Raw genomic sequence first — 19463 nt, 5'->3', positions numbered from 1 at the left:
GCCTGCGTGACCACGAAGCGCCCGCGCACGCCGATAAGGAACCCAGCATGACCACCATCACCAGGACCGAGGCGCGCCATGCCGCGCCGACGAAGATTCCCGAAGTCAGCAACCACGTTCCGCTGGGCCAGGCGGTGTCGAATTCGTTCACCATGGCCTACCGCGGCCTGCTGAAGATCAAGCACAAGCCCGAGCAGCTGTTCGACGTGACGATTCAGCCGATCCTGTTCACCGCCTTGTTCGCCTACATCTTCGGCGGCGCCATCGGCGGCAGCGTGCACGACTATCTGCCGGTCCTGATCCCCGGCATCCTGGTGCAGACCGTGGTGCTCACCTCGGTGGTCACCGGCACCCAGTTGCGTGAGGACATGGACAAGGGCGTCTTCGACCGGTTCAAGTCCCTGCCCATCGCCCGCATCTCGGCGCTGGCGGGCGCGCTGCTGGCCGACATGGTGCGCTACGTCATCGCGACCGTGCTCACCATCGTCGTCGGCGTCGCCATCGGCTACCGCCCGGAGGGCGGTGTGCTCGGCGTGGTCGCGGCGGGTCTGGTCATCGTGGTCTGCTCGTTCGCGATCAGCTGGATCTGGGCGCTGGTCGGGGTCACCGGCAAGAGTGCCGCGGGCGTGCAGGGCATCTCGATGATGATCATGTTCCCGCTGACCTTCATGTCCGGCGCCTTCGCCATGGTGAGCACGATGCCGGGCTGGATGCAGGGCCTCAATCACGTGAACCCCGTGTACTACATGGTGAACGCGTGCCGCGGATTGATGAACGGCGCCGGTTTCGGCGGCGACCTGGCCTGGTCGTTGATCGGCGCGCTGGTGGTCATCGCGATCTTCGCACCGCTCACGGTCAAGGCGTACATGCGGCGGGCATGAGCGCTCTCCACACACGAGCAGGCCGGGTGACGACTGTTACCCGGCCTGCTTTCGGCGTATGTCGTACGGCCGGAATCCCCCGCGCATGCCAGAGCGTCGGCGAAGAACCAATCACGTAAGCGACGACCGTCAGTGGGTGGCGCTCAAGCTGTGGAGCATTCGGATGATGCGGTCGGCGGATTCACCGCGGCGCAGGTGGCCGAGGCGGCGGCGGGCTTGCGCGACCTGGTCGGCACCGAGCTTCGCGATCGCCGCGTCCAGGTGCCGCTGCCAGCGCATGGAGGGGAAATCCTGACGGCAGAAGACGTTCGGCGCTAGCACCAACAAGTCGAGACCCGTGCCGACCTCGCGGTCGACGGCGATGAGATACGACCCGACCGCGCAGGCGACACCGCCGATCTGTGGCAAATCCCGGTATTGGGTCATCATCGGCACGGTGAGCTCGGCCAGCTGTGCGGCCAGGACCGCGCTCGAGCCGGCGCCGCCGTGGAGCACCTGCGCGGCGAGCGCCGCCGCGGCGAGCATCAGGGCGCCGGGCCCGGGACCGAGCGCCTGGTCCGGCCAGCCGAACAGCTCCAGCGCACGCTCGTAGCGCGCGAATCCGCCTGCGCTGTCGCCGGTCGCGAATGTCAGTTCAGCCGAACTCTGCATCACCGTGGACAGCAGCCGATTCTGTCCGAGAGACGAGGTGTCCAGGTCCGGCGTGCCCAACGCGAGGTCCAGTTCCCGCCGGGCCTGCTCCAGATCGCCGGCGCCCACCAGCGAAGCCACCAGCAGGCTGCGGATCTCCACCGTGTCCTCGTAGGCGCCGAGCCGCTGCAGCAAGTCGAGCGAGCGGCGGTAATAGGTCACCGATTCGGCGTACTGGGCGATCTGTCCACAGACCTGTCCCAGGTGCCTGCTCACCATGGCCACGCTCCAGACGTTCTCGTGTCCGAGGACTTCCAGCGCCTTCATCGCATCGATGGTGGAGCCGCGCACGTCGCCGAGGTTTTCCCGGATGTTGGCCCGCAGCAACAGCGCCGTGCCCCTGGTCTCCGGATCGGCCGAACGCGCCGCCTCGGCGAGCAGCCTGCTGAGTCCGCGCGCATCGGCTCTGGTGAGCACCACCCCGGCGACGAATCGGCTGTTCTCGGTGAGTTCGACGGAGAGACGAAGCAAGCGGCGCACGCGCAGGCGCAGCGCGGCGATCTCCCTGGCGCTGCCGTTGGTGTAAGCGAGATGCAGGAAGGTCATCTGGTAGGTGACGAGCACGAGGTCCGGACGCGGACCTTCCGGACCGAAGTCGGCCGGTTCCAGCTCGATGACCCGCTGGGCCCAGGCGATCACTTCCATATGAGATCCGCGGATCACCCACAGCGTGGCGACAACCGGGAACACCGTGTAGGCCGTTGCGGCATCCCGTCGTTCGATGCCACAACGCAGCGCGGCGAGCAAGTTGTCCAGCTCCGCCGCCACGGAGAGGGCAAGGTGAACCTGATCGCCGGTCATATACCGGCTCGCCGCGTCATCGGCGTAGTCCTTGGCCCACCGCATCATCCGGGTGTCGACCGCGTCCGGCTCCCCCGCCGTGGCGACCAGCTGCTCTTCACCGAATTCCCGCACCGTCTCCAGCATGCGATAGCGGGTGCCGAGCAGTTCGTCGTCCAGCACGGTGAGCAGCGATTGGTTGACCAGACCGTCGACGGCCGCGGCGACATCGGTCACGTCGGCTCCACCCGCGACCGCCTCGGCGGCCGCCAGCGTGAAACCGGCCGGAAATCGGCACAACCGGCGCAGTGTCGCTTGCTGTTCGGTATCGAGCAGGTTCCAGCTCCAGTCGATCACCGCGTGCAGCGTGCGATGCCGTTCGGGCGAGCTGCGGTCCCCGTGGCGCAGCAGCGCGAACCGATCGGCCAATCGCTCGTTGATCTCCTCGACGCTCATCGCCCGGACGCGGGCGGCGGCCAGTTCGATGGCCAGCGGCAGCCCGTCGAGCGTGTGGCAGAGCTGGGCGACGATCTCGGGGTCCAGCCGGACCGCCGGGCGCACGGCCCTGGCACGGGCGGCGAACAGCTCGGTGGCGGGTGAGCCCGCCGGATCGATGGTCAGCGGCGGCAACGGATACACCGCCTCCGCGGTGATCGTCAACGGCGACCGGCTCGTGGTGAGCACGGTCAGCCGTGGCGCGGCGCCGATCAGGTCGGCGACCACCACGGCGACCGCGTCGACCAGATGCTCGCAGTTGTCCAGGATCAGCAGCATCGAGCGCGCCGACACCGCGTCGCGCAACCGCCTGCGCAGATCGACCGTCTGCCCGGAGCGCAGCGTCGCCGTGTCGAAGGTGACCTCGCTGAGCCCGAGCACCGCGGCGATCGCCGCCTCGATCTCGACCCTGGCGTCGCCTCCTTCGGCACGCACCGAGGCCAGCTCCACCAGCGCCACCGGGCGGGTGCGCGCCACCCGCGCACCGAGCTCGTTCGCGACCCTGGTCTTGCCCGCGCCGCCCGGGCCGAGCACGGTCACCACCCTGGAGTCGTCCAGCAGATCGGTGAGCGCGGCGAGATCGTCCGTCCGGCCGAGCAGCGCGTTGGGGGCGGCGCGCAGCCCCATCGCGGCGGGCTGCGGTTCCGGGGCCGCTTCGGCCGAGGGCGTGGAAGTGGCCGGGAACCCGGTTCGGTATCCCGCGCTCGCCACCGGCGTCGTGGCACGCGGCGGGGCGGTGAGCCCGATCGGCTCGCCGCGCAGGATCGCCGTATGCGCCGCGGAAAGCGCCGGTCCGGGATCGGCGCCGAGCTGGTCGGCCAATCGCCAACGGAAGGCCGCGAACGATTCCAGCGCCTCGTTGCTCCGTCCCGAGGCGGCGAGCAGACGCATCAGGGTCAGCTGCGCGGGCTCGTCCAACGGGTCCGCGGCGGCGCGCAGCCGAGCCAGGTCCAAGGCGCCGTCGATGTCACCGCCGCCCTCGCGTGCGGCGAGTTCGAGCTCATCGAGTTCGGCGCTTCGCCGCCCGGCCGCGTGGCGTAACTCGTCGGCGAGCTCACCCGGTGGCAGATCGGCGCCGGGATCCCCGCGCCACAGCGCCCGCGCGCTCGCGATCTGCGCCAAACATCCGGAAATGTCACCCGCGGCGTGCAGCTCGCGCGCCCGCGTGACGCGCTCGCCTACCGAGGACAAATCGACCTGTTCGGCGGCGAGCGTCAACCGGTAGCCCGCCGGGCCGATTTCCAGCGCGCCCTCCGGCAGTGCCGACCGCAGCCGGGAGACCTGGGTGTGCAGCGCGTTCATCGGCGACCGAGGCGGCTGTTCGCCCCAGACATCCTCGATCAGGGCGTGCGCGCCGCGGCTGCGGCCGGGGCGCAGCGCGAGGGCGGTGAGCAGCAGCCGGGATCGTGCGCCGGGCAGCGGCGTCAGCAGGCCGTCACGGCGCAGCGCGACCTCGCCCAGCAGGGCCACCACGACCGATTCGCCTGCGGGCGTCGTCACTGCTCGACTGTGGCCGTGCGGGCCGCTGCGCTCCGGAAACATCCCGCGGTCATCGTAGGCGAGCGGACCCGACGGGGCCGACACGATTTTTTTGCCGGGACTGTGAGCGGTCGGTGGCATAGTCTGACCCCCATGGCTGAGTTCGAGGTGGTCCGATCGGCCGTGGTCACGGCCGAGCCCGCGCGTGTGCACAGGCTGATCAACGATTTCCACAAGTGGGTCGAGTGGTCGCCGTGGGAGGACCTCGACCCGCAGCTGCAGCGCAGTTATTCCGGCGCGGACTCCGGTGTCGGCGCGCGCTACGCCTGGAGCGGCAACCGCAAAGCCGGCGCGGGCAGCATGGAGATCATCGGCAGCGCCGACCACGAGATCGGCGTTCGCCTGGAGTTCCTGAAGCCGATGAAGGCGACCAACATGGTGACCTTCATTCTGGACCCGGTCGAGACCGGCACCGAAGTGACTTGGCGGATGACCGGCAGGCAGACCGGCCTGATGGGCGTCATCGGCAAGTTCATCCCGATGGACAAATTCGTCGGCCGGGACTTCGAAAAGGGGCTCGCGCGGTTGCAGCAGGCGGCGACTACCGAAACGGCCTGATCGCCGCGCGCGAGCTGAGGGCGGACCGTGCCCGAATGCGCCCATTATGCTGCGGACATGGCTACTGCAGCGCAATGGATCGAGGGCGCGCGACCCCGCACCCTGCCGAACGCGATCGCCCCGGTGCTCGCCGGAACCGGAGCCGCCGCGTCCGTCGACGGTGCGGTGTGGTGGAAAGCGATTCTCGCGCTGCTCGTTTCGCTGGCGCTGATCATCGGCGTGAACTACGCCAACGACTACTCCGACGGCGTCCGCGGCACCGACGACGTCCGGGTCGGCCCGTTGCGCCTGGTCGGGCAGAAGCTGGCCTCGCCCGGCGCGGTGAAGACCGCCGCGATCGTCAGCCTGGTCATCGGCGCCGTCTTCGGTCTGGTGCTGGTGTTCACCAGCGCGTGGTGGCTGCTGCTCATCGGCGCGGCCTGCCTGGCGGGGGCCTGGTACTACACCGGTGGCAGCAACCCGTACGGCTACAGCGGATTCGGCGAAGTGGCGGTGTTCGTCTTCTTCGGCCTGGTCGCGGTGCTCGGCACCCAGTTCGTGCAGGCGGACCGGATCGACTGGGTGGGCGCGCTGCTGGCGGTCGCGGTGGGCGCGTTCTCCAGCGCCGTGCTCGTCGCGAACAACCTGCGCGACATTCCCACCGACACCGAATCCGGGAAGGTCACGCTCGCCGTGAAACTCGGCGACCCGCGCACCCGCACGCTGCACCTCGCGCTGCTCGCCGTGCCGTTCCTCGTGACGTTGGCGCTGGTCGCCCGCACACCGTGGGCACTGGCCGGCTTGATCGCGATCCCGCTCGCGGTGCGCGCCAACGCGCCGGTGCGCGGCGGCAAGGGCGGCCTGGAACTGATTCCCGCGCTGCGGGATTCCGGCCTGGCCCTGCTGGTCTGGTCGGCGGTCACCGCGCTCGCGGTCGGGCTGGGCTAGCGCCCGTGCCGACCGACGCGGCCCGGTGACGAGTTCCGCACGAGCGGCGTGGCGGACTAGTCCTCGTCCGGCACCAGGATGCCGAGCACCCAGTTCACGATCGAGACGATGATGCCGCCGATCACCGCGGCCCAGAAACCTTCGACGCGCAGGCCGTAATCGGTGAACGCTTCGGTGATCTCGGCGGTCAGCCACAGCATGAGCGCGTTGATCACGAGCAGGAACAGGCCGAGCGTCACGATCACCAGTGGTAGTGACAGCAGCTTCACGATCGGCTTGACCAGTGCGTTCACCACCGTGAACACCGCGGCCACCGCGAGGACGACCGCGATCTTTGCGCCGTTGCCGCCTTCGGGAGCGAGGATGTCGATCTTGTCGACCCAGAAGGCGGCCAGCCAGATGGCCACCGCGTTGATGATCAACCGAATCACGAGCTGCATGGCCCAATGCTAGGCCCAGGGTGCGGACATGCGCCGCTGGAAGACAGGAACCCCGCCTGCGCATGTCCGCGGGCTCAGGCCGCACGGTCGAGCAGGGCGTGCACCTTGGGGCGCAACTCCTTGATCACGGTGGGCCCGCCGAACAGGCGCACCGTCGTCTCGTTGGGGGCGCGCATGATGCCGAGCAGCATGTGCCCGGATTCGATGCTCTTGTCCTTGCGGCCGAGCGCCTCCCGCAGGGAGAGCTCGAGCACTTTCTTCGCTTCCCTGGTGAACGGGATGTGCCCGTAGTACCCGCCGCGACCCCACGGGAACGACCCACGTCGAAGATCCGGCGCGGCGCGGTCGAGCGCGTCCTCGCCGAAATGCGCTTCCAGTGACTCCCGGACGGCGTCCAGATCGATGCCGATGGACCGCAATGCCTCGGCGTCCTCGGGTCCGAGGGGAACCCCATTGCCCTGCTCGGCCAGCGCGCGGCGCACGCCGTCGCGCGTGAGTCCCGCCTCCGCGAGCAACGCCGCCAATTCCGGCTCGGCTTGGCCGAGCAACCCGAGCAACACGTGTTCGACCTCGATATTCGACGCACGGAGTTCGCGCGCGTCCTCCTGGGCGACGACGATCGCCGTGCGCGCCGACCTGCTGAACCGTTCGAACATCAGCGGCTCCTGCCTTTCCGGTTGTACTTCTGATGGACCGCCTGCTTGCTCACCTCGAGCGCTTCCGCGATCGCCTGCCAGGACCAGCCCTGGGCACGGGCGTTGGCCACCTGGATCGCTTCGAGACGTTCGAGCAGCCTGCGTAGCGCGAGCACCGCGCGCAGCCCGACCTTCGGATCGGGGCTGCCCGCGGCGGCCGCCAGGGTGGTTGCTTCTGTCATGTCGTCAATTTTTATTGACGCTCGCGTGTGATGTCAACAAAAATTGACACGCGAGGGCATGACAGAGCCCGATTCCACGCTCGGCGAACAAGAAGCCTCGCGCTCAGGCGAGGCCTGAACCGATCAGGCGTCCCAGATTCCGGTCGCCACGAACTTTTCCAGGACGGCGGTGGGCCCGGCGAGATCCAGCCCATGGGACGCGACCCACGCATCGTCGAAATACGTTCCGGCATAACGGTCCCCGCCGTCACACAGCAAGGTGACGACGCTGCCGCCGCGCCCTTCGGCGAGCATCTCGGCGATCAGGGCGAACACGCCCCACAGGTTGGTCCCGGTCGATCCGCCGACCCGGCGACCCAGCCGCGCGCTCGCGAACCTGGCCGCCGCGATGGACGCCGCGTCGGGCACCTCGAACATGCGGTCCACCACTTGGCCGACGAACGAGGGCTCGACCCTCGGGCGCCCGATGCCTTCGATCCGCGAAGGCATTCCGGTCTGGTAGCCCGCGTCCCGCGTCTCGTAACCGCCGTAGAAAGCGGAGTTCTCCGGATCGACCACGGCCAGCTTCGTCGCATGCCTGCGATACCGGATGTAGCGGCCGATCGTGGCGCTGGTGCCACCCGTGCCCGCGCCGACCACGACCCATTCCGGCACCGGATTGGCCTCCAACGCCATCTGCTGGAAGATCGACTCGGCGATGTTGTTGTTGCCTCGCCAGTCGGTGGCGCGCTCGGCGTGGGTGAACTGGTCCATGTAGTGACCGCCGCATTCGGCCGCCAACCGCGCCGCCTCGGTGTACATGTCCGGCGGGCGCCGCACGAAATGGCAGCGACCGCCCTGCGCCTCGATCAGCGCGATCTTCTGCGGGGAGGTACTCGCGGGCATCACCGCCACGAAGTCCAAGCCGAGCAGCTGCGCGAAGTAGGCCTCGCTGACCGCGGTCGAACCGGAGGACGCCTCCACCACGGTCGTCCCCTCGGTCACCCAGCCGTTGCAGATGGCGTACAGGAACAGCGAGCGGGCCAGGCGGTGCTTGAGGCTGCCGGTGATGTGCGTGGACTCGTCCTTGAGGTAGAGCTGGACGTTCCACCCGGCGGGTAGCGGGTAGCGCAGCAAGTGGGTATCCGCGCTGCGCTGGGAGTCGGCGTCGATCAACCGCACCGCGTTGTCGACCCAGTCGCGCGGTGCGGTGTGATCGCAGGACTTCACGAAGACGTCCCCGACTCCGGCGGGGTGGGCGGCTCGTCGCCGCGCAACCGCGCCCGTAGCTCGGCCTTGTCGCGGCGCCTGCGCTCGTCGACCACGGCGATGTCCTCGTTGACCTTGGCCCGCAGCCGCTTGAACAGGGTCAGTGACAGCGGCATCGCGATGATGAGCGCGAACAGGGCCGCGACCACCAACGGAATGTCCACCGACACCAGTCGCGCGGCCAGCACGATCACCGCGGTCAGCACTACCACGAGACCCAACCTGGCGACGGTGTAGAGGGTCAGATTGCGGGCCAGCCGACGACCTGCGCCAGCCGTTTGCTGTCCGGAAGCACCTTTTGGTGGAGTTGCGTCACGCACATCCCTCAGCCTATGCGAAGCTGTTGCCCGCCCCCGGTGCACGCCCAATGCCGGGGGTGGGGCGCACATCCGATTTGTCTATTACCTCCCCTTTACCAACTGTAGGTGGTTCGAGTACCTAGGGGTTTCAGTGCGACGATGGCGCCATCTGATGAGGGAACTGTCGAGAACGGAGAGGTTTGCTATGACTGCGATCACCGTCGGCGGCCAGGACACCCTGCTGACTCCGGGCCAGGTTGCTGCCCTGTTCCACGTCGACCCCAAGACCGTGACGCGCTGGGCCCACGCCGGGCGCCTCGGGTCGCTGCGCACACCGGGCGGACATCGCCGGTTTCGCGAATCGGAAGTACTCCAGCTGCTCAAGTCGCTGACCACCGAGGCGACCGCACGCTGATCGCAGGGCACGCGGGCCCGTCGTGCTCGGGTCCGCGCTCGCCCGCAGACCATTTTCTGCGTCTGCGGTGTGCGGGAGTCACGTCCGCGGCTACCCTCGTAATCAGGAGGTGAGCGACGTGACGTACCTGTTGGCACTCATCGCGGTGGTGGCAATAGCGGTGTTGTGCTGGAAGGCGTTCGGCCCCGAGCGGACTGGACCCACTGCCCCGCAGACCCGTTCACCACAGCGCAAGCGCGTCATCGGACCCGACGACGACCCGGAGTTCCTCTGGCGACTATCTCGCCAGCACCGCGACGGCGAGTCCGGTTCCGCCGAGCGCTGATCGTTCGCAGTACCCGCGCGATAGCACGCGTCCAGCGATATCCGGCGTTCGCGCGTTCTCTTTGTTCCGCGTATCAACCGTGGCCGTTGCGCCGGGGGGAACTCCCTCTCCCTCGTCGGACACCACGGCGATCGACACCCCGGTCCGGGTGTGGCAGGCGCGCTGCGGTGCGCCTGCCACACCCGATCCGCGGGTACCGATCAGGGTTCGCCGTTGACGACCGCCATCAGCGCGTCCATGAACGGCTGCCCGCCCTGGATGGCTCCGCCCGCGATCGCGCCGACGACCAAGCCGATCGGGCCGGTGATGATGCTGAAGAAGCCCAGGCCGATCAGAGCCCCGAGCAGTCCGCCGAGCAGCGCGCCGCCGACCACGCCGACGACGTTCTGGTTCAGTTCGGCGATGAGCCGGTTCATCGAGCTGATCGGCTGCATCTCGCCGATCTCCTTGGCGTCCGCCTTCGGGGTGAGCGCGAGACGCCGTCCGCTGTCGGAGATTTCGTGCGCCACCGAGAGCTTGCTGCCGGAAACCTGGAAGGTCAGCGGCACTTCGGCGACCACGGCTCCGGTATCGGAGGTCAGCTTGATCTTGGTACCGTCATCGACCACCGCGAAGGTGCCGTGCTCGACGGCGGTGCTGATGGCCCCGGTCTCGCGCGAGACCGTGGTGCGGTAGTCCACCCCCTGCTCGACACCTGCTGTCGTGATCTCTCGATCCGGTTCTACGGGTTGCGCGTTCGCGGCCCCCGCCGTGATGCCCACTGCGGCAACCGCACCGAGCGTAATGGCGGCAATAGTGCCGAACTTCATTCTGGAATTCCTTCTCACCGAGACACCGGCTCCGGAGGCCGGATGGCGTGTGACTGTACAGCGCCCGTGACTTGTTTCCAGATCTGGCGGTCGGCACACGCGATCGAGCGGTTCGTTATCCAATTGTGATCACTAAGCTTCGGATCCGCGCACGCAGGTGAATTCCCCGGGCGGATCGCTATGCCTGGGAAGCAAAACTCGACGCGGACGTGCCGCGTAGTGTAAGCATGGCGTGGTCTTCAATCCGCAAGATTCACAACTTCGAGTCGCTAGGTGGGTCGAAGGGTTCACAGCTCTGGAGGACGTACGTGTCGCGCCAACGTGTCCGCGCCGGTATCACCCTGGCCGCCTTCATGGTCGGGACCGGACTGGCGGCCACCCTCGTGGTCGCCGCCGCGCTATCGATGTCCGGCCCTGCCGAGGAGCCGGCCGCAGCCGCCCAGACCGCCACCGCACCAACCACATCGACACCTCCGCCGACGACCGAGGAACTGCCCACCACTACCGAGCCCCTGCCGACCACCTCGGCGATGCGTGGCGCGTCGAACAAGAGCGCCACCAGCCTGCAGGTGAGCATCGGCGACTGCGTGCAGCTCGGCGGCGCGGGCGGGATCGACAAAACCGCTTGTGGCAGCCCCAACTCCGTCTACAAGGTCATCGAGAAGGCGCCCGCGAACGCCGCGTGCCCCACCGACGCCGACCAGACCTACAACGAGACCCTGCACGGGGCGGCACAGGCCGCGCTCTGCCTGGACATCGACTGGGTAGTCGGCGGCTGCATGGAACTGACCCCCGGCAGTCCCAAGCGACTGGATTGCGCGGCCCCCGCCCCTGGGGCGGTCCGGGTGATCGACATCAAGCAGAACACCGTCGACGTCAACGCCTGCGGCTCGGCCGACAGCGGAATCGTCTACCAGCAACGGCATTTCGTCGTCTGCGTCGCGCGGCTCTAGACCCACCCGGCTGCCGTAGCACGGGCGCCCCCGTAGGCGCTTGCGCGATTAGTTAACAGACATGCGAAGTCTCGTGTCTCGTAGGACGATGGACTCGTAGCGTTATCGGTTCCACTGTGGGATATTTCAGCGCGTTGCCGACCGGAGCTTTGCGCGCATAGCGAACCGAAGACGGTCCCGCGCAATTCGGCCACAAACTCTGAAAATGTTTTCCTCCAGATTGTTCTCGCGCAAAGACGTCAATAAAAATTACGGCATTCCGGGAAATGTCCATTCTTGGCACGCACCGGCACGGCTTACGACGTTCAGTGATCCCGAGCGCCTTCCCACAGCTCGCCACCGCGGTCCCGGCAATGCCTTCGCAACCTGCGCGTACGCGAGAACTGCCCTGCGGCCGAGACCTAGCCAGAGCCACGGCCGATGCCAGGAGCACCGGCCGAGGACAGGCTCATGAGCACCGCGTCCCACAGCTCGCCGTTGCGCCGCCGGTAATGCGCGCGCAGCACACCTTCGACCTCGAAACCGGCTCGGTCGTACAACGCCATCGCCGCTTGATTATGGGGCCATACCTCGAGCGTCACCTTGTGGGCGCCATGATCCCGGGACCATTCGACGACTCGGTCGAGCAGCGCCGTTCCGATGCCGCGTCCGCGCTGGTCGGCTGCAACCATCATGGCGAAGGCCGTGACGCCGCGTGCGGTGAATTCGACCGTCGCCGTGCCTGCGACGGATCCGTCGATCTCGGCCACGAAGACGCCGTGCTTTTCATCGCCCGACATCGCCAGGATCCGGCGGGCAGCGGCTTCGGTATCGAACGGCGCCTCGGCCCTGATCCATTTGCCCTCGGCCGCGACCGCTGAAAGCAGCTCGACGATCCCGTCGACGTCTGCCGGTAGCGCAACCCGAATGGCCTGCCCGCGGCGCAGCGGACTCTCCTGTGGCCGAGTCGGCCGGAGCCGCGCGTACATGTACATGTCGCGGCGGCTGTCACCGACTAGCTGCCACCCCCGCAGAAGCCCCTCACGCCGGAAGTCCGCACGCTCGGCGGTCCGGATGGACGCGACGTTCCAGGGTTCCACATAGAGCTGTAGCCGGGAAACTGGCAGGTGCTCGAACGCCCAAGCGGTGACCGTCCGCAGTGCGTGCGCCGCGATGCCCTGCCCGCGAGCGGATCTCACCAGCCAGTAGCCGATGGACGCTCGTCCTTCGCTGAGATCCTTCGACCACACGCCGATACTGCCGAGCGGTTTACCGTCCGACGCCCGCGCGATCACGAAGGGGTATCCGCTCCCGCTCTCGGTTCGATCCCACTGACGCTCGATGAAGCTCGCCGCCTCCTCGGCGGTGTAGACCGACGGCACCGTGGTGATCAGCGGAATCAACTCGTCATCCGCCGCTTCCCGCACGAGATCGACGTCGGCAGAAGACATCTGCCAAGGTCTGAGCCTCAACTCGCCTGCTGCTGCGTCCAATTCCGGTACTCGACGTTTCCCGGCCGGCTCCGAGTTCCTCCGCACCAGAAGATGATCGCCGAGCGCCATCGCGACCACCAACGCCAATCGTTCGGCGGCACGTATGCGCGAAACACCCGACGCACCGAGCCTGATGAAGCTGCGTTTTCAACTATCGCGGATCGTCGATGACCCCAGCCGCCGGATGACGGAACGGAAGCCCACCTCGGGGGAATCGGCTTACCGCAGGGGGTGGGTGGCCGTGCACCCTTGGTGTCCTTTCGGCGCATTCCCGTGTCCATGAGGCTGGACAGCGTCATCACGACAGCGGGACCGCCCCGCCACACCGATACCGAGGAGCACACCACATGATCCGAAACCAGCGCTCGACCCGCCGCACCCATCGGCTCACCCGCGCTCTGGCGATCGCCGCCGCACCCGCCCTGCTCGGTATGGGTCTGCTGACGGCCGGTGTCGCCCAAGCCGGTCAGGACCACAACCTGGCGAGCTGTTCCTGGCCCGATCTGGCCTGCGGCCCGCAGGCGAATCTGACCCCCGGCGGACAGACCAACCTGAACCCCGGAAGGCAATCCGACCACAACCCCGGCCCCCACCGGCCTCACTCCCGGCTCATCGGCGCAGCGGCCCTGTGACCGATCGCGGTGCCGGCATGCGGCTGCGCACACTGGCGAGCCGCATCAACGTGCGAGCCGATCTCCTCAGTATTCGAGTTCGGCCCACGGAATGCTGATCGGGAACGGAAAGTCGAACTCGACGCCGTCCGGGGCTTGGTGAGTCCACTCGGCCGCGAGGATGTAGTTGGCGGCACGAAGCGGGTGAACCCCGTCCGGAAGCTGCGCATGGCCGATGTCGAGACCGTAAGCGCGGACGGTGGCGATCGCGCTGACCTCACGGGCCAGCGTCACCTCCCAGTACCACGGGATGCCCGAGCCGGCGTACCGCCCCTTTTTGGCTTCGATGTCGGTCTGCGTGTTGCCGGGTGACAGGACCTCCCCGACCAGGACGACGTCACTGCCGCGCACATCCTGATAGGCGGATCCGAGACAGCGGTGGACCAGGAAGTCCGGTGTCAGGAAGTTGGACTTGCCGGCGTGACCCAGAAATACGTTCGTCTCGGTGGTGACGCGCCAACACTGTTCGGGATTGTCGGACATGTCCTTCCGAGCACAGCGCTCGAGTGTGGCCCAGAGTCGGTTGGAGAACGTCTGATGCTCGGCAGGACCGCGAAGCAACCAGACCACGCGACCGTCCCACAACTCGATCCGCTCCGCGATCTCTTCGGGGAGTCGCTCCAACTCCTCCCATGTCATGTACTCAGGGAGGTCCGAGTGTCCTACATCCGGAACGGACATGCCGCAATGGTAAGGGCGGCGCTGTCCCGACGGATGGCTGTTTCCCCCGGCAGGTACCACGGAGCTGCCCGCTGTCTTCCGACTTGTCCAGCGACCCGGACGAGCCCGCCGTCGAGCGCGGGAAGGCGCGGGTAAAGCCTCAGTTCAGCCCAGCGTAGGAGTGCAACCCGCTGATCACCATGTTGATGATGAACAGATTGAACAACATCGCGACGAAGGCGGCGATGTTGATCCAGGCAGCCTTGGTGTCGCGCCAGCCGGAGGTGGCTCGGGCGTGCAGGTAGGCGGCGTAGAGGACCCAGGCGATGAAGGAGCAGGTTTCCTTCGGGTCCCAGCCCCAGAAGCGGCCCCAGGCGGCCTCGGCCCAGATCGCGCCCAGGATGACGCCGGCACCGAACAGCGGGAAACCGATGATGGTGGCCTTGTAGGCCAGGCGGTCCAGGGTGCGGGCGTCGGGCAGGCGGCGGGCGATGACGCCGAGGACGTTGTCGGACTCCTCGCCGTCCGGCTGGCGCAGGCGGTAGAGGAACAGCATGCTCGCCACGCCCGCGAACAGGAACACGCCGCTGCCCACGCTCACGATGGTGACGTGCACCGGCAGCCAGAACGACTTCAACGCGGGCACCACGGGCGCGGCGTCGGCGTAGAGCACCGTGCCCGCGAGGAACAGCAGGATCAATACCGGAACGAGCAGGAACGCCCACATCGCGCTATAGCGCTGCTCGCGCAGCAGCACCACCCCGACCAACACGGCGGCGGCCGTCGCCATCGTGACGAACTCGTACATGTTGCCCAGCGGGAAGCGGTGGGTCGCGAAGCCGCGCAACACGATCGCGCCGACGTGCAACGCGATGGCGACCATCAGCACCGAGAACGCCATGTTGCCGAGCCGCTCCGACAGCGGCCGCCGCGCGGGCTCGACGACCCGGCCGGGACCCTGCGGTGTCGATCCGCCACCCACGCTCACCAGTTCACGCTCGCTGACCTGGCGGCTGCGTGCCGTCGCGTACTGCCAGATCAGCAGTACCAGCACCAGCGCGTACACCACGATCGCCGTCTTGAACGCGAGATCGCTGTACCTGGCGATGGTTTCGTCGATCGGCATGGTCACTCTCCCGTGGTCTCGGCGTGCTCGTCGAGCAGGCGGGCGCGCAACCGGTCGAACTCGCCGCCCCAGCCCGCCTGGTCGGTCCTGGCCAGCCCGCCCATCTCTACTACAGTGCGTCGTTTGTCAACGGTACCGGCCGCGTCCTCGGCCGGGTAGACCCGCACCCAGATCCGCCTGCGCTTGATCAGCAGCGAGACCAGCAGGCCCGCCATCATGAACAGCGCGCTCACCAGCACCCACTTCTGCGCGGGGTCGTGCGAGACCTGCAGATTGACGAACTCCTGCGCGCCGTCGAAGGTGACCTTGGTGCCGTTCGGCAAGGTGGTCGACTCGCCGGGGCGCAGATTGACCCTGGCCTCCTTGGCCAGCCGGCCCTGTTTGACCTGCTCGGGGTCCAGCGCGAACAGCGACTGCGGCTTCCCGGTATCCAGGCCGGTGTCGCCGCGATAGATATCCACCGCGACGGCGGGATCGTTCATCGCGGGGAACGCCGAGGTCAGCAACGACCCGTGGAACATCGCCGTCGGCGCGAACAACCCCTCGATCGCGATCTGGTTCTTGCGGCGCTCCTCGTCGGTGGCGTACATGCCACCGGGCGGGTCGATCCGCAGCACGCCGCTGGACAGGAATGTGGAGGCGTCGTCGGGACGCCACTGGATCGACTCGGTGCGGGTCTGGCCGCTGGGGAAGGTGACCGTGAAGGTCGGCGCGTAGCCGTGACCTTGCAGGTAGAGCCGATCGCCCGCGACGCGCAAGGGGTGGTTGACCTGCACCCGCGTATCGCGCCAGGTGTTCGTCCGCAGGTCGTCGCCCGCCTGGTAGGCGAGGTTCGCGGTGAACATCTCCGCCTGCCCGTTGGTCAGGTAGTCGGCTCGGAAATCCTTCACCCGGACGCAGATCGGGGTCATCCCGGTGCCGTCGTTGACATTGCCCGCCTTGAACGAGTCGAACACCGCGGGCGAGGTGGTGCAGAAGCCGGGACCGTTGTTCGCCAGCACGATGACGCTGCCCTCGTAGCCGAACAGCTTGCCCGCCGCGATGGCGATCAGCAGCCCGACCAGCGCCAGATGGAACACCAGATTGCCGAGTTCGCGGGTGTAGCCCTTCTCCGCCGAGAGCGCCAGTTCACCCTCGCGGGGGCCGGGGCGGACCTCGGTGCGCCAGCCGCGCAGCTGGGCGCGGGCGTGGTCGACGAGTTCCCGGGGCGACCGCTCGGCCGGGCCCGAGTAGTGGTGCGGCAGCCTGGTCAGGTTGCGCGGCGCCCGCACCGGCGGTGTACGCAGCGCGCGGTAGTGGTCGAGGGTGCGCGGCAGGATGCAACCGACCAGGGAGATGAACAGCAGCACGTAGACGGCGGTGAACCAGAAGCTGGAGAACACGTCGAACAGCTCGAAGCGGTCCATCCACGGGCCGAGCGTCGGCCGGTCGGCGATGTACTGCTCGACCTTCTGCTCGTTGAGGTTGCGCTGCGGCAGCAACGCGCCGGGAATCGCGGCCAGGGCGAGCAGGAACAGCAGCACCAGGGCGGTGCGCATGCTGGTGAGCCCGCGCCAGGTGTTGCGCAGCAATGCCCAGGCCCGTCCGGGCAGGGATTGGCGGGGCGGCCGCTCGGTGCTTTCGATCGTCGGCTGGTCGGTCACGGTCATATCGGCAAGGTCACCTCGGAGACGAACGCGTCGCGCACCCAGGCGACGAACTGGTCCCACGCCCCGGTCACCAGCGCGGCGCCTACCGCGACGAGCAAAAGGCCCCCGATGATCTGGATGGTGCGGGAATTGCGGCGCAGCCACCCCACCCCGCGCAACGCGCTCGCCGAACCGAAGGCCAGCACGACGAACGGCAGACCGAGTCCCAGACAGTAGGCGACGATCAGCGCGACCCCGCGCACCGCCGTCGTCCCGTCGGTGCCCGCGGCCACGGCCATGACGCCGGAGAGCGTAGGGCCCAGGCACGGTGTCCAGCCCAGCGCGAACACTCCGCCCAGCAGCGGCGCGCCCATGATGCTGGTGAGCCTGCGCGGCTCCATCCGGGTGTCGCGCTGCAACGCGGGCACCAGGCCGATGAAGACCAAGCCCATCAGGATCGTCACCACGCCGCCGATGCGTTGCAGCAGTTCACGGTTCACGTTGAGGGTCTGGATGACGCCGAAGACGGTCGCCGTGGCGAGCACGAAGACCACGGTGAAACCGGCCACGAACAAGCCGGCCGCACCCGCGACCCGCATCCGCCCCGAGCGAAGCGACTCGGCGGCGGTCACCGCTGCTCCGGTACGGCCCCCGGTGGCCTGCGCGGCGGTGGCGGGCGGCGCCTCGGCGCCGACCAGTCCGGCCAGGTAGGACAGGTAGCCGGGCACGAGCGGCACCACACACGGCGAGGCGAAGGACACCAGACCCGCGAGCAGGCACGCGCCGAGCGCCAGTAGCAGCGGCCCGGAGGCCGCCGTCTGCTGGAACGAATCACCGACTCCGGCGAGCACCATCACCGGTTCTCCCCGTTATGCGGCGCGGTGCGCGCAAGCGTCACACCGATTCCTCCGGCGTGTCCTCTGGCGATCGTCCGGCGCCGCGGCGCAACGACACCTTGTGCTCGGTGGCGGTGGGTTCCTCGGCCGCCTCGAATACGGCGAAGTCCAAGAGGGAGTCGGCGGCGACGCTGCGCGGCACGGTGGCGATACCCGCCCACCGGTCGTCGACGGCCCATCCTCCGCCGATGCGTCGGGCGCCCTGCCGTGGCCGGCAGGCACGCAGGTGGCGGGTACGGCGGTCGCGATTCACTGTGATTCCTCCGCGGCGATACTTTCGATTACCGGCTGTAGATCCTCGGCCAGCAGGGACCGCAGGAAGACCGCGGCGACCCGGTGTTGCCGGTCGAGGACGAGCGTGGTTGGGATGACACTGGTAGGGAAATTCCCGCCGAGCGCCAAGAGCGTGCGCATCGACGGGTCGTAGACGGACGGGTAGCCGACCTTGTTGTCGACCACGAAATCCTGGGCCTTGTCCTGTTGCGGATCGCGGACGTTGATCCCGAGGAATGCGACGCCTTTGTCCTTGGTCGCCTCGTAGACCTGCTCCAGGGCGGGCGCCTCGGCGCGGCACGGACCGCACCACTGGCCCCACAGGTTGAGCACCACGACCTTGCCCGCGTAGTCCTCGACCGAGGTGGTCTTGCCCCCCGTCATCAGGTCCGGACCGGCCAGTTTGCCGATGGTGCCGCGCGCGGCGGGCGGATCGTAGCGGATATCGGTCTTGCCGCCGGGCGAGACGAATTCGAAGGTGCCGCCGGAGGCCACCGCGTCCGAACCGGTCGAACAACCCGCGAGCGCGGCGATCAGCGCCACGCACGCGAGCAGAACCGGCAGCGCCCGCCCGGTGCGCACCGAGGGCGGGAGGGGGAACGCGGTGGAGCGGGTCATGCGCCGTGCACCGACGGGTCCGAGCCGCCCGCGGGCTCGGAGTAGACGATGTCGACGAGCGTGTCGCCGTGGTAGACCAGCGAGGTCAGCGACGCGAGCGAGCACTGCCGCTGGCGCGGGTCGTGCCAGAGCCGCTGCCCCTGGAGGAACCGCCGCAGCGTCCACACCGGTAGCTGGTGCGAGACCAGCACCGCCTCCCGCCCGGCCGCTTCGACCCGGGCTTTGTTCACCGCCGCCAGCATGCGGTGCGCGATCTGCAGGTAGGGCTCGCCCCAAGACGGGGTGAAGGGATCGCGCAGCTTCCACCAGTGCCGCGGCTTGCGCAGCGCTCCGTCGCCGACCGACACCCGCAGGCCCTCGAAGGTGTTGCCCGCCTCGATGAGGTTCTCGTCGGTGCGGACGATGACGTCGTGCTGCGCGGCGATCGGCTCGGCGGTCTCCTGGGCGCGCTGCAACGGCGAGGCGATGACCAGCGCGATGTCGTGATCGGCCAGGGTCCGCGCGACGGCGGCGGCCTGCGCGCGCCCCGTCACCGACAGGCTGAACCCGGGCAGGCGGCCGTAGAGGATGCCGTTCGGGTTGTGCACCTCGCCGTGCCGCAGCACGTGCACGATCGTCTCGATGGCGGTGCCGCCGTCGTGCACCCGCTCGGCGGCGCTGATCCGGCCCTCGGCGCGCTCGACCGGCTCGGGGGCCTCGTCCTCCGCCGGGCCCTCGGGGGCCTCTTCTTCTCCCCCGGCCTGCGACGTCGTCCCCGCGGCCGCGGCGAAGTGAGCGCCCGCGTCGACCAGGCTGGATGCCACGGGCTCGGTGGTCGCGGACCGGGTCGCGGCGGCGAACTGCTCACCCGCGTCGATCACGGTCGCCTCCGCGACCGGGTCGA

Annotated in this window: 22 protein-coding genes; 7 read left to right on the top strand and 15 right to left on the bottom strand. The window is 68.4% G+C overall.

Translation table 11 applies throughout. From position 1 onward, the window contains the following. The first annotated feature begins 47 nt into the window (after positions 1-47). Positions 48-881 (top strand): ABC transporter permease, encoded by an 834-nt coding sequence (locus tag ACZ6DL_RS11710; RefSeq protein WP_466050433.1) that lies wholly within the window; start codon positions 48-50, stop codon positions 879-881. 129 nt (positions 882-1010) lie between these two features. Here the strand turns inward: ACZ6DL_RS11710 and ACZ6DL_RS11705 are convergent, their stop codons facing one another. After that, a complete protein-coding gene (locus ACZ6DL_RS11705; protein WP_466050432.1) occupies positions 1011-4346 on the bottom strand; it encodes an AfsR/SARP family transcriptional regulator in 3336 nt (1111 codons plus the stop codon). A 132-nt stretch (positions 4347-4478) separates the two neighbouring features. Between ACZ6DL_RS11705 and ACZ6DL_RS11700 the strand changes: the two genes are divergently transcribed. After that, the gene (locus ACZ6DL_RS11700; protein WP_466050431.1) at positions 4479-4943 is read left to right on the top strand and encodes an SRPBCC family protein; all 465 of its coding nucleotides are present in this window, start codon (positions 4479-4481) and stop codon (positions 4941-4943) included. 57 nt (positions 4944-5000) lie between these two features. Then, positions 5001-5870: a 1,4-dihydroxy-2-naphthoate polyprenyltransferase gene (locus ACZ6DL_RS11695; protein WP_391462016.1), complete on the top strand. Its 870-nt coding sequence runs from the start codon at positions 5001-5003 to the stop codon at positions 5868-5870. 56 nt (positions 5871-5926) lie between these two features. Here the strand turns inward: ACZ6DL_RS11695 and ACZ6DL_RS11690 are convergent, their stop codons facing one another. The 5 genes from ACZ6DL_RS11690 to ACZ6DL_RS11670 all read right to left on the bottom strand — a co-directional run bounded on the left by ACZ6DL_RS11690 (position 5927) and on the right by ACZ6DL_RS11670 (position 8755). Further along, positions 5927-6310, bottom strand: coding sequence for a phage holin family protein (locus ACZ6DL_RS11690; protein ID WP_466050430.1), 384 nt, complete (start codon positions 6308-6310; stop codon positions 5927-5929). 74 nt (positions 6311-6384) lie between these two features. Next, a complete protein-coding gene (locus ACZ6DL_RS11685) occupies positions 6385-6966 on the bottom strand; it encodes a Clp protease N-terminal domain-containing protein (RefSeq protein ID WP_466050429.1) in 582 nt (193 codons plus the stop codon). Further along, positions 6966-7187: a helix-turn-helix domain-containing protein gene (locus ACZ6DL_RS11680; protein ID WP_040870358.1), complete on the bottom strand. Its 222-nt coding sequence runs from the start codon at positions 7185-7187 to the stop codon at positions 6966-6968. The genes ACZ6DL_RS11685 and ACZ6DL_RS11680 overlap by 1 nt, the downstream gene beginning before the upstream one ends. A 123-nt stretch (positions 7188-7310) precedes the next feature. Continuing rightward, a complete protein-coding gene (cds1, locus tag ACZ6DL_RS11675) occupies positions 7311-8396 on the bottom strand; it encodes an L-cysteine desulfhydrase Cds1 (protein WP_466050428.1) in 1086 nt (361 codons plus the stop codon). Then, positions 8393-8755 carry a DUF4229 domain-containing protein gene (locus tag ACZ6DL_RS11670; protein WP_466050427.1) on the bottom strand — a complete coding sequence of 121 codons (363 nt, stop codon included), beginning with the start codon at positions 8753-8755 and terminating at the stop codon, positions 8393-8395. The genes cds1 and ACZ6DL_RS11670 overlap by 4 nt, the downstream gene beginning before the upstream one ends. A gap of 184 nt (positions 8756-8939) precedes the next feature. On the opposite strand from ACZ6DL_RS11670, the gene ACZ6DL_RS11665 reads away from it, so the two are divergent. Both ACZ6DL_RS11665 and ACZ6DL_RS11660 read left to right on the top strand, forming a co-directional pair. Further along, positions 8940-9149, top strand: a complete 210-nt coding sequence (locus tag ACZ6DL_RS11665; protein WP_040783886.1) for a BldC family transcriptional regulator — start codon at positions 8940-8942, stop codon at positions 9147-9149. A gap of 118 nt (positions 9150-9267) precedes the next feature. After that, positions 9268-9474 carry a hypothetical protein gene (locus ACZ6DL_RS11660; RefSeq protein WP_043733248.1) on the top strand — a complete coding sequence of 69 codons (207 nt, stop codon included), beginning with the start codon at positions 9268-9270 and terminating at the stop codon, positions 9472-9474. A gap of 200 nt (positions 9475-9674) precedes the next feature. Here ACZ6DL_RS11660 and ACZ6DL_RS11655 read toward each other — a convergent pair whose 3' ends face one another. Next, positions 9675-10283, bottom strand: coding sequence for a DUF8020 domain-containing protein (locus ACZ6DL_RS11655; protein WP_040870361.1), 609 nt, complete (start codon positions 10281-10283; stop codon positions 9675-9677). 308 nt (positions 10284-10591) lie between these two features. Between ACZ6DL_RS11655 and lppU the strand changes: the two genes are divergently transcribed. Beyond that, positions 10592-11236 carry an LppU family putative lipoprotein gene (lppU, locus tag ACZ6DL_RS11650; RefSeq protein ID WP_466050426.1) on the top strand — a complete coding sequence of 215 codons (645 nt, stop codon included), beginning with the start codon at positions 10592-10594 and terminating at the stop codon, positions 11234-11236. Between the two features lie 401 nt (positions 11237-11637). Here the strand turns inward: lppU and ACZ6DL_RS11645 are convergent, their stop codons facing one another. Continuing rightward, positions 11638-12777, bottom strand: coding sequence for a GNAT family N-acetyltransferase (locus ACZ6DL_RS11645; protein WP_466050519.1), 1140 nt, complete (start codon positions 12775-12777; stop codon positions 11638-11640). Positions 12778-13055: 278 nt separating this feature from the next. On the opposite strand from ACZ6DL_RS11645, the gene ACZ6DL_RS11640 reads away from it, so the two are divergent. Then, positions 13056-13340 carry a hypothetical protein gene (locus ACZ6DL_RS11640; RefSeq protein WP_466050425.1) on the top strand — a complete coding sequence of 95 codons (285 nt, stop codon included), beginning with the start codon at positions 13056-13058 and terminating at the stop codon, positions 13338-13340. A gap of 66 nt (positions 13341-13406) precedes the next feature. Here the strand turns inward: ACZ6DL_RS11640 and ACZ6DL_RS11635 are convergent, their stop codons facing one another. The 7 genes from ACZ6DL_RS11635 to ACZ6DL_RS11605 form a co-directional block, all read right to left on the bottom strand. Continuing rightward, positions 13407-14060 carry a Uma2 family endonuclease gene (locus ACZ6DL_RS11635; RefSeq protein WP_466050424.1) on the bottom strand — a complete coding sequence of 218 codons (654 nt, stop codon included), beginning with the start codon at positions 14058-14060 and terminating at the stop codon, positions 13407-13409. Positions 14061-14199: 139 nt separating this feature from the next. Next, positions 14200-15165 (bottom strand): c-type cytochrome biogenesis protein CcsB, encoded by a 966-nt coding sequence (ccsB, locus tag ACZ6DL_RS11630; protein WP_466050423.1) that lies wholly within the window; start codon positions 15163-15165, stop codon positions 14200-14202. 2 nt (positions 15166-15167) lie between these two features. After that, positions 15168-16814 (bottom strand): cytochrome c biogenesis protein ResB, encoded by a 1647-nt coding sequence (resB, locus tag ACZ6DL_RS11625; RefSeq protein WP_466050422.1) that lies wholly within the window; start codon positions 16812-16814, stop codon positions 15168-15170. Next, the gene (locus ACZ6DL_RS11620) at positions 16811-17647 is read right to left on the bottom strand and encodes a cytochrome c biogenesis CcdA family protein (protein WP_466050421.1); all 837 of its coding nucleotides are present in this window, start codon (positions 17645-17647) and stop codon (positions 16811-16813) included. Before ACZ6DL_RS11620 ends, resB begins: the two co-directional genes overlap by 4 nt. Before the next feature lie 40 nt (positions 17648-17687). Further along, on the bottom strand, positions 17688-17942 hold the full coding sequence (locus ACZ6DL_RS11615) for a hypothetical protein (RefSeq protein ID WP_040870368.1): 255 nt from the start codon (positions 17940-17942) through the stop codon (positions 17688-17690). Beyond that, a complete protein-coding gene (locus ACZ6DL_RS11610; protein ID WP_466050420.1) occupies positions 17939-18580 on the bottom strand; it encodes a TlpA disulfide reductase family protein in 642 nt (213 codons plus the stop codon). The genes ACZ6DL_RS11615 and ACZ6DL_RS11610 overlap by 4 nt, the downstream gene beginning before the upstream one ends. Next, positions 18577-19224, bottom strand: a complete 648-nt coding sequence (locus tag ACZ6DL_RS11605) for a histidine phosphatase family protein (RefSeq protein WP_195045987.1) — start codon at positions 19222-19224, stop codon at positions 18577-18579. The genes ACZ6DL_RS11610 and ACZ6DL_RS11605 overlap by 4 nt, the downstream gene beginning before the upstream one ends. Between the last annotated feature and the right edge of the window lie 239 nt (positions 19225-19463).

Source organism: Nocardia sp. NPDC041819, from assembly GCF_055590505.1.
The sequence above is the reverse complement of the archived record's forward strand: the minus strand, read 5'-3'. Positions and strand labels throughout refer to the sequence as shown.

Excerpts from the sequence above, each read along its gene's own strand:
- ACZ6DL_RS11710 (WP_466050433.1), top strand. The coding sequence starts at position 48 with ATGACCACCATCACCAGGACCGAGGCGCGCCATGCCGCGCCGACGAAG.
- ACZ6DL_RS11700 (WP_466050431.1), top strand. The coding sequence starts at position 4,479 with ATGGCTGAGTTCGAGGTGGTCCGATCGGCCGTGGTCACGGCCGAGCCC.
- ACZ6DL_RS11695 (WP_391462016.1), top strand. The coding sequence starts at position 5,001 with ATGGCTACTGCAGCGCAATGGATCGAGGGCGCGCGACCCCGCACCCTG.
- ACZ6DL_RS11690 (WP_466050430.1), bottom strand. The coding sequence starts at position 6,310 with ATGCAGCTCGTGATTCGGTTGATCATCAACGCGGTGGCCATCTGGCTG.
- ACZ6DL_RS11685 (WP_466050429.1), bottom strand. The coding sequence starts at position 6,966 with ATGTTCGAACGGTTCAGCAGGTCGGCGCGCACGGCGATCGTCGTCGCC.
- ACZ6DL_RS11680 (WP_040870358.1), bottom strand. The coding sequence starts at position 7,187 with ATGACAGAAGCAACCACCCTGGCGGCCGCCGCGGGCAGCCCCGATCCG.
- ACZ6DL_RS11665 (WP_040783886.1), top strand. The coding sequence starts at position 8,940 with ATGACTGCGATCACCGTCGGCGGCCAGGACACCCTGCTGACTCCGGGC.
- ACZ6DL_RS11655 (WP_040870361.1), bottom strand. The coding sequence starts at position 10,283 with ATGAAGTTCGGCACTATTGCCGCCATTACGCTCGGTGCGGTTGCCGCA.
- ACZ6DL_RS11645 (WP_466050519.1), bottom strand. The coding sequence starts at position 12,777 with ATGGCGCTCGGCGATCATCTTCTGGTGCGGAGGAACTCGGAGCCGGCC.
- ACZ6DL_RS11640 (WP_466050425.1), top strand. The coding sequence starts at position 13,056 with ATGATCCGAAACCAGCGCTCGACCCGCCGCACCCATCGGCTCACCCGC.
- ACZ6DL_RS11635 (WP_466050424.1), bottom strand. The coding sequence starts at position 14,060 with ATGTCCGTTCCGGATGTAGGACACTCGGACCTCCCTGAGTACATGACA.
- ccsB (WP_466050423.1), bottom strand. The coding sequence starts at position 15,165 with ATGCCGATCGACGAAACCATCGCCAGGTACAGCGATCTCGCGTTCAAG.
- resB (WP_466050422.1), bottom strand. The coding sequence starts at position 16,814 with ATGACCGTGACCGACCAGCCGACGATCGAAAGCACCGAGCGGCCGCCC.
- ACZ6DL_RS11620 (WP_466050421.1), bottom strand. The coding sequence starts at position 17,647 with ATGGTGCTCGCCGGAGTCGGTGATTCGTTCCAGCAGACGGCGGCCTCC.
- ACZ6DL_RS11610 (WP_466050420.1), bottom strand. The coding sequence starts at position 18,580 with ATGACCCGCTCCACCGCGTTCCCCCTCCCGCCCTCGGTGCGCACCGGG.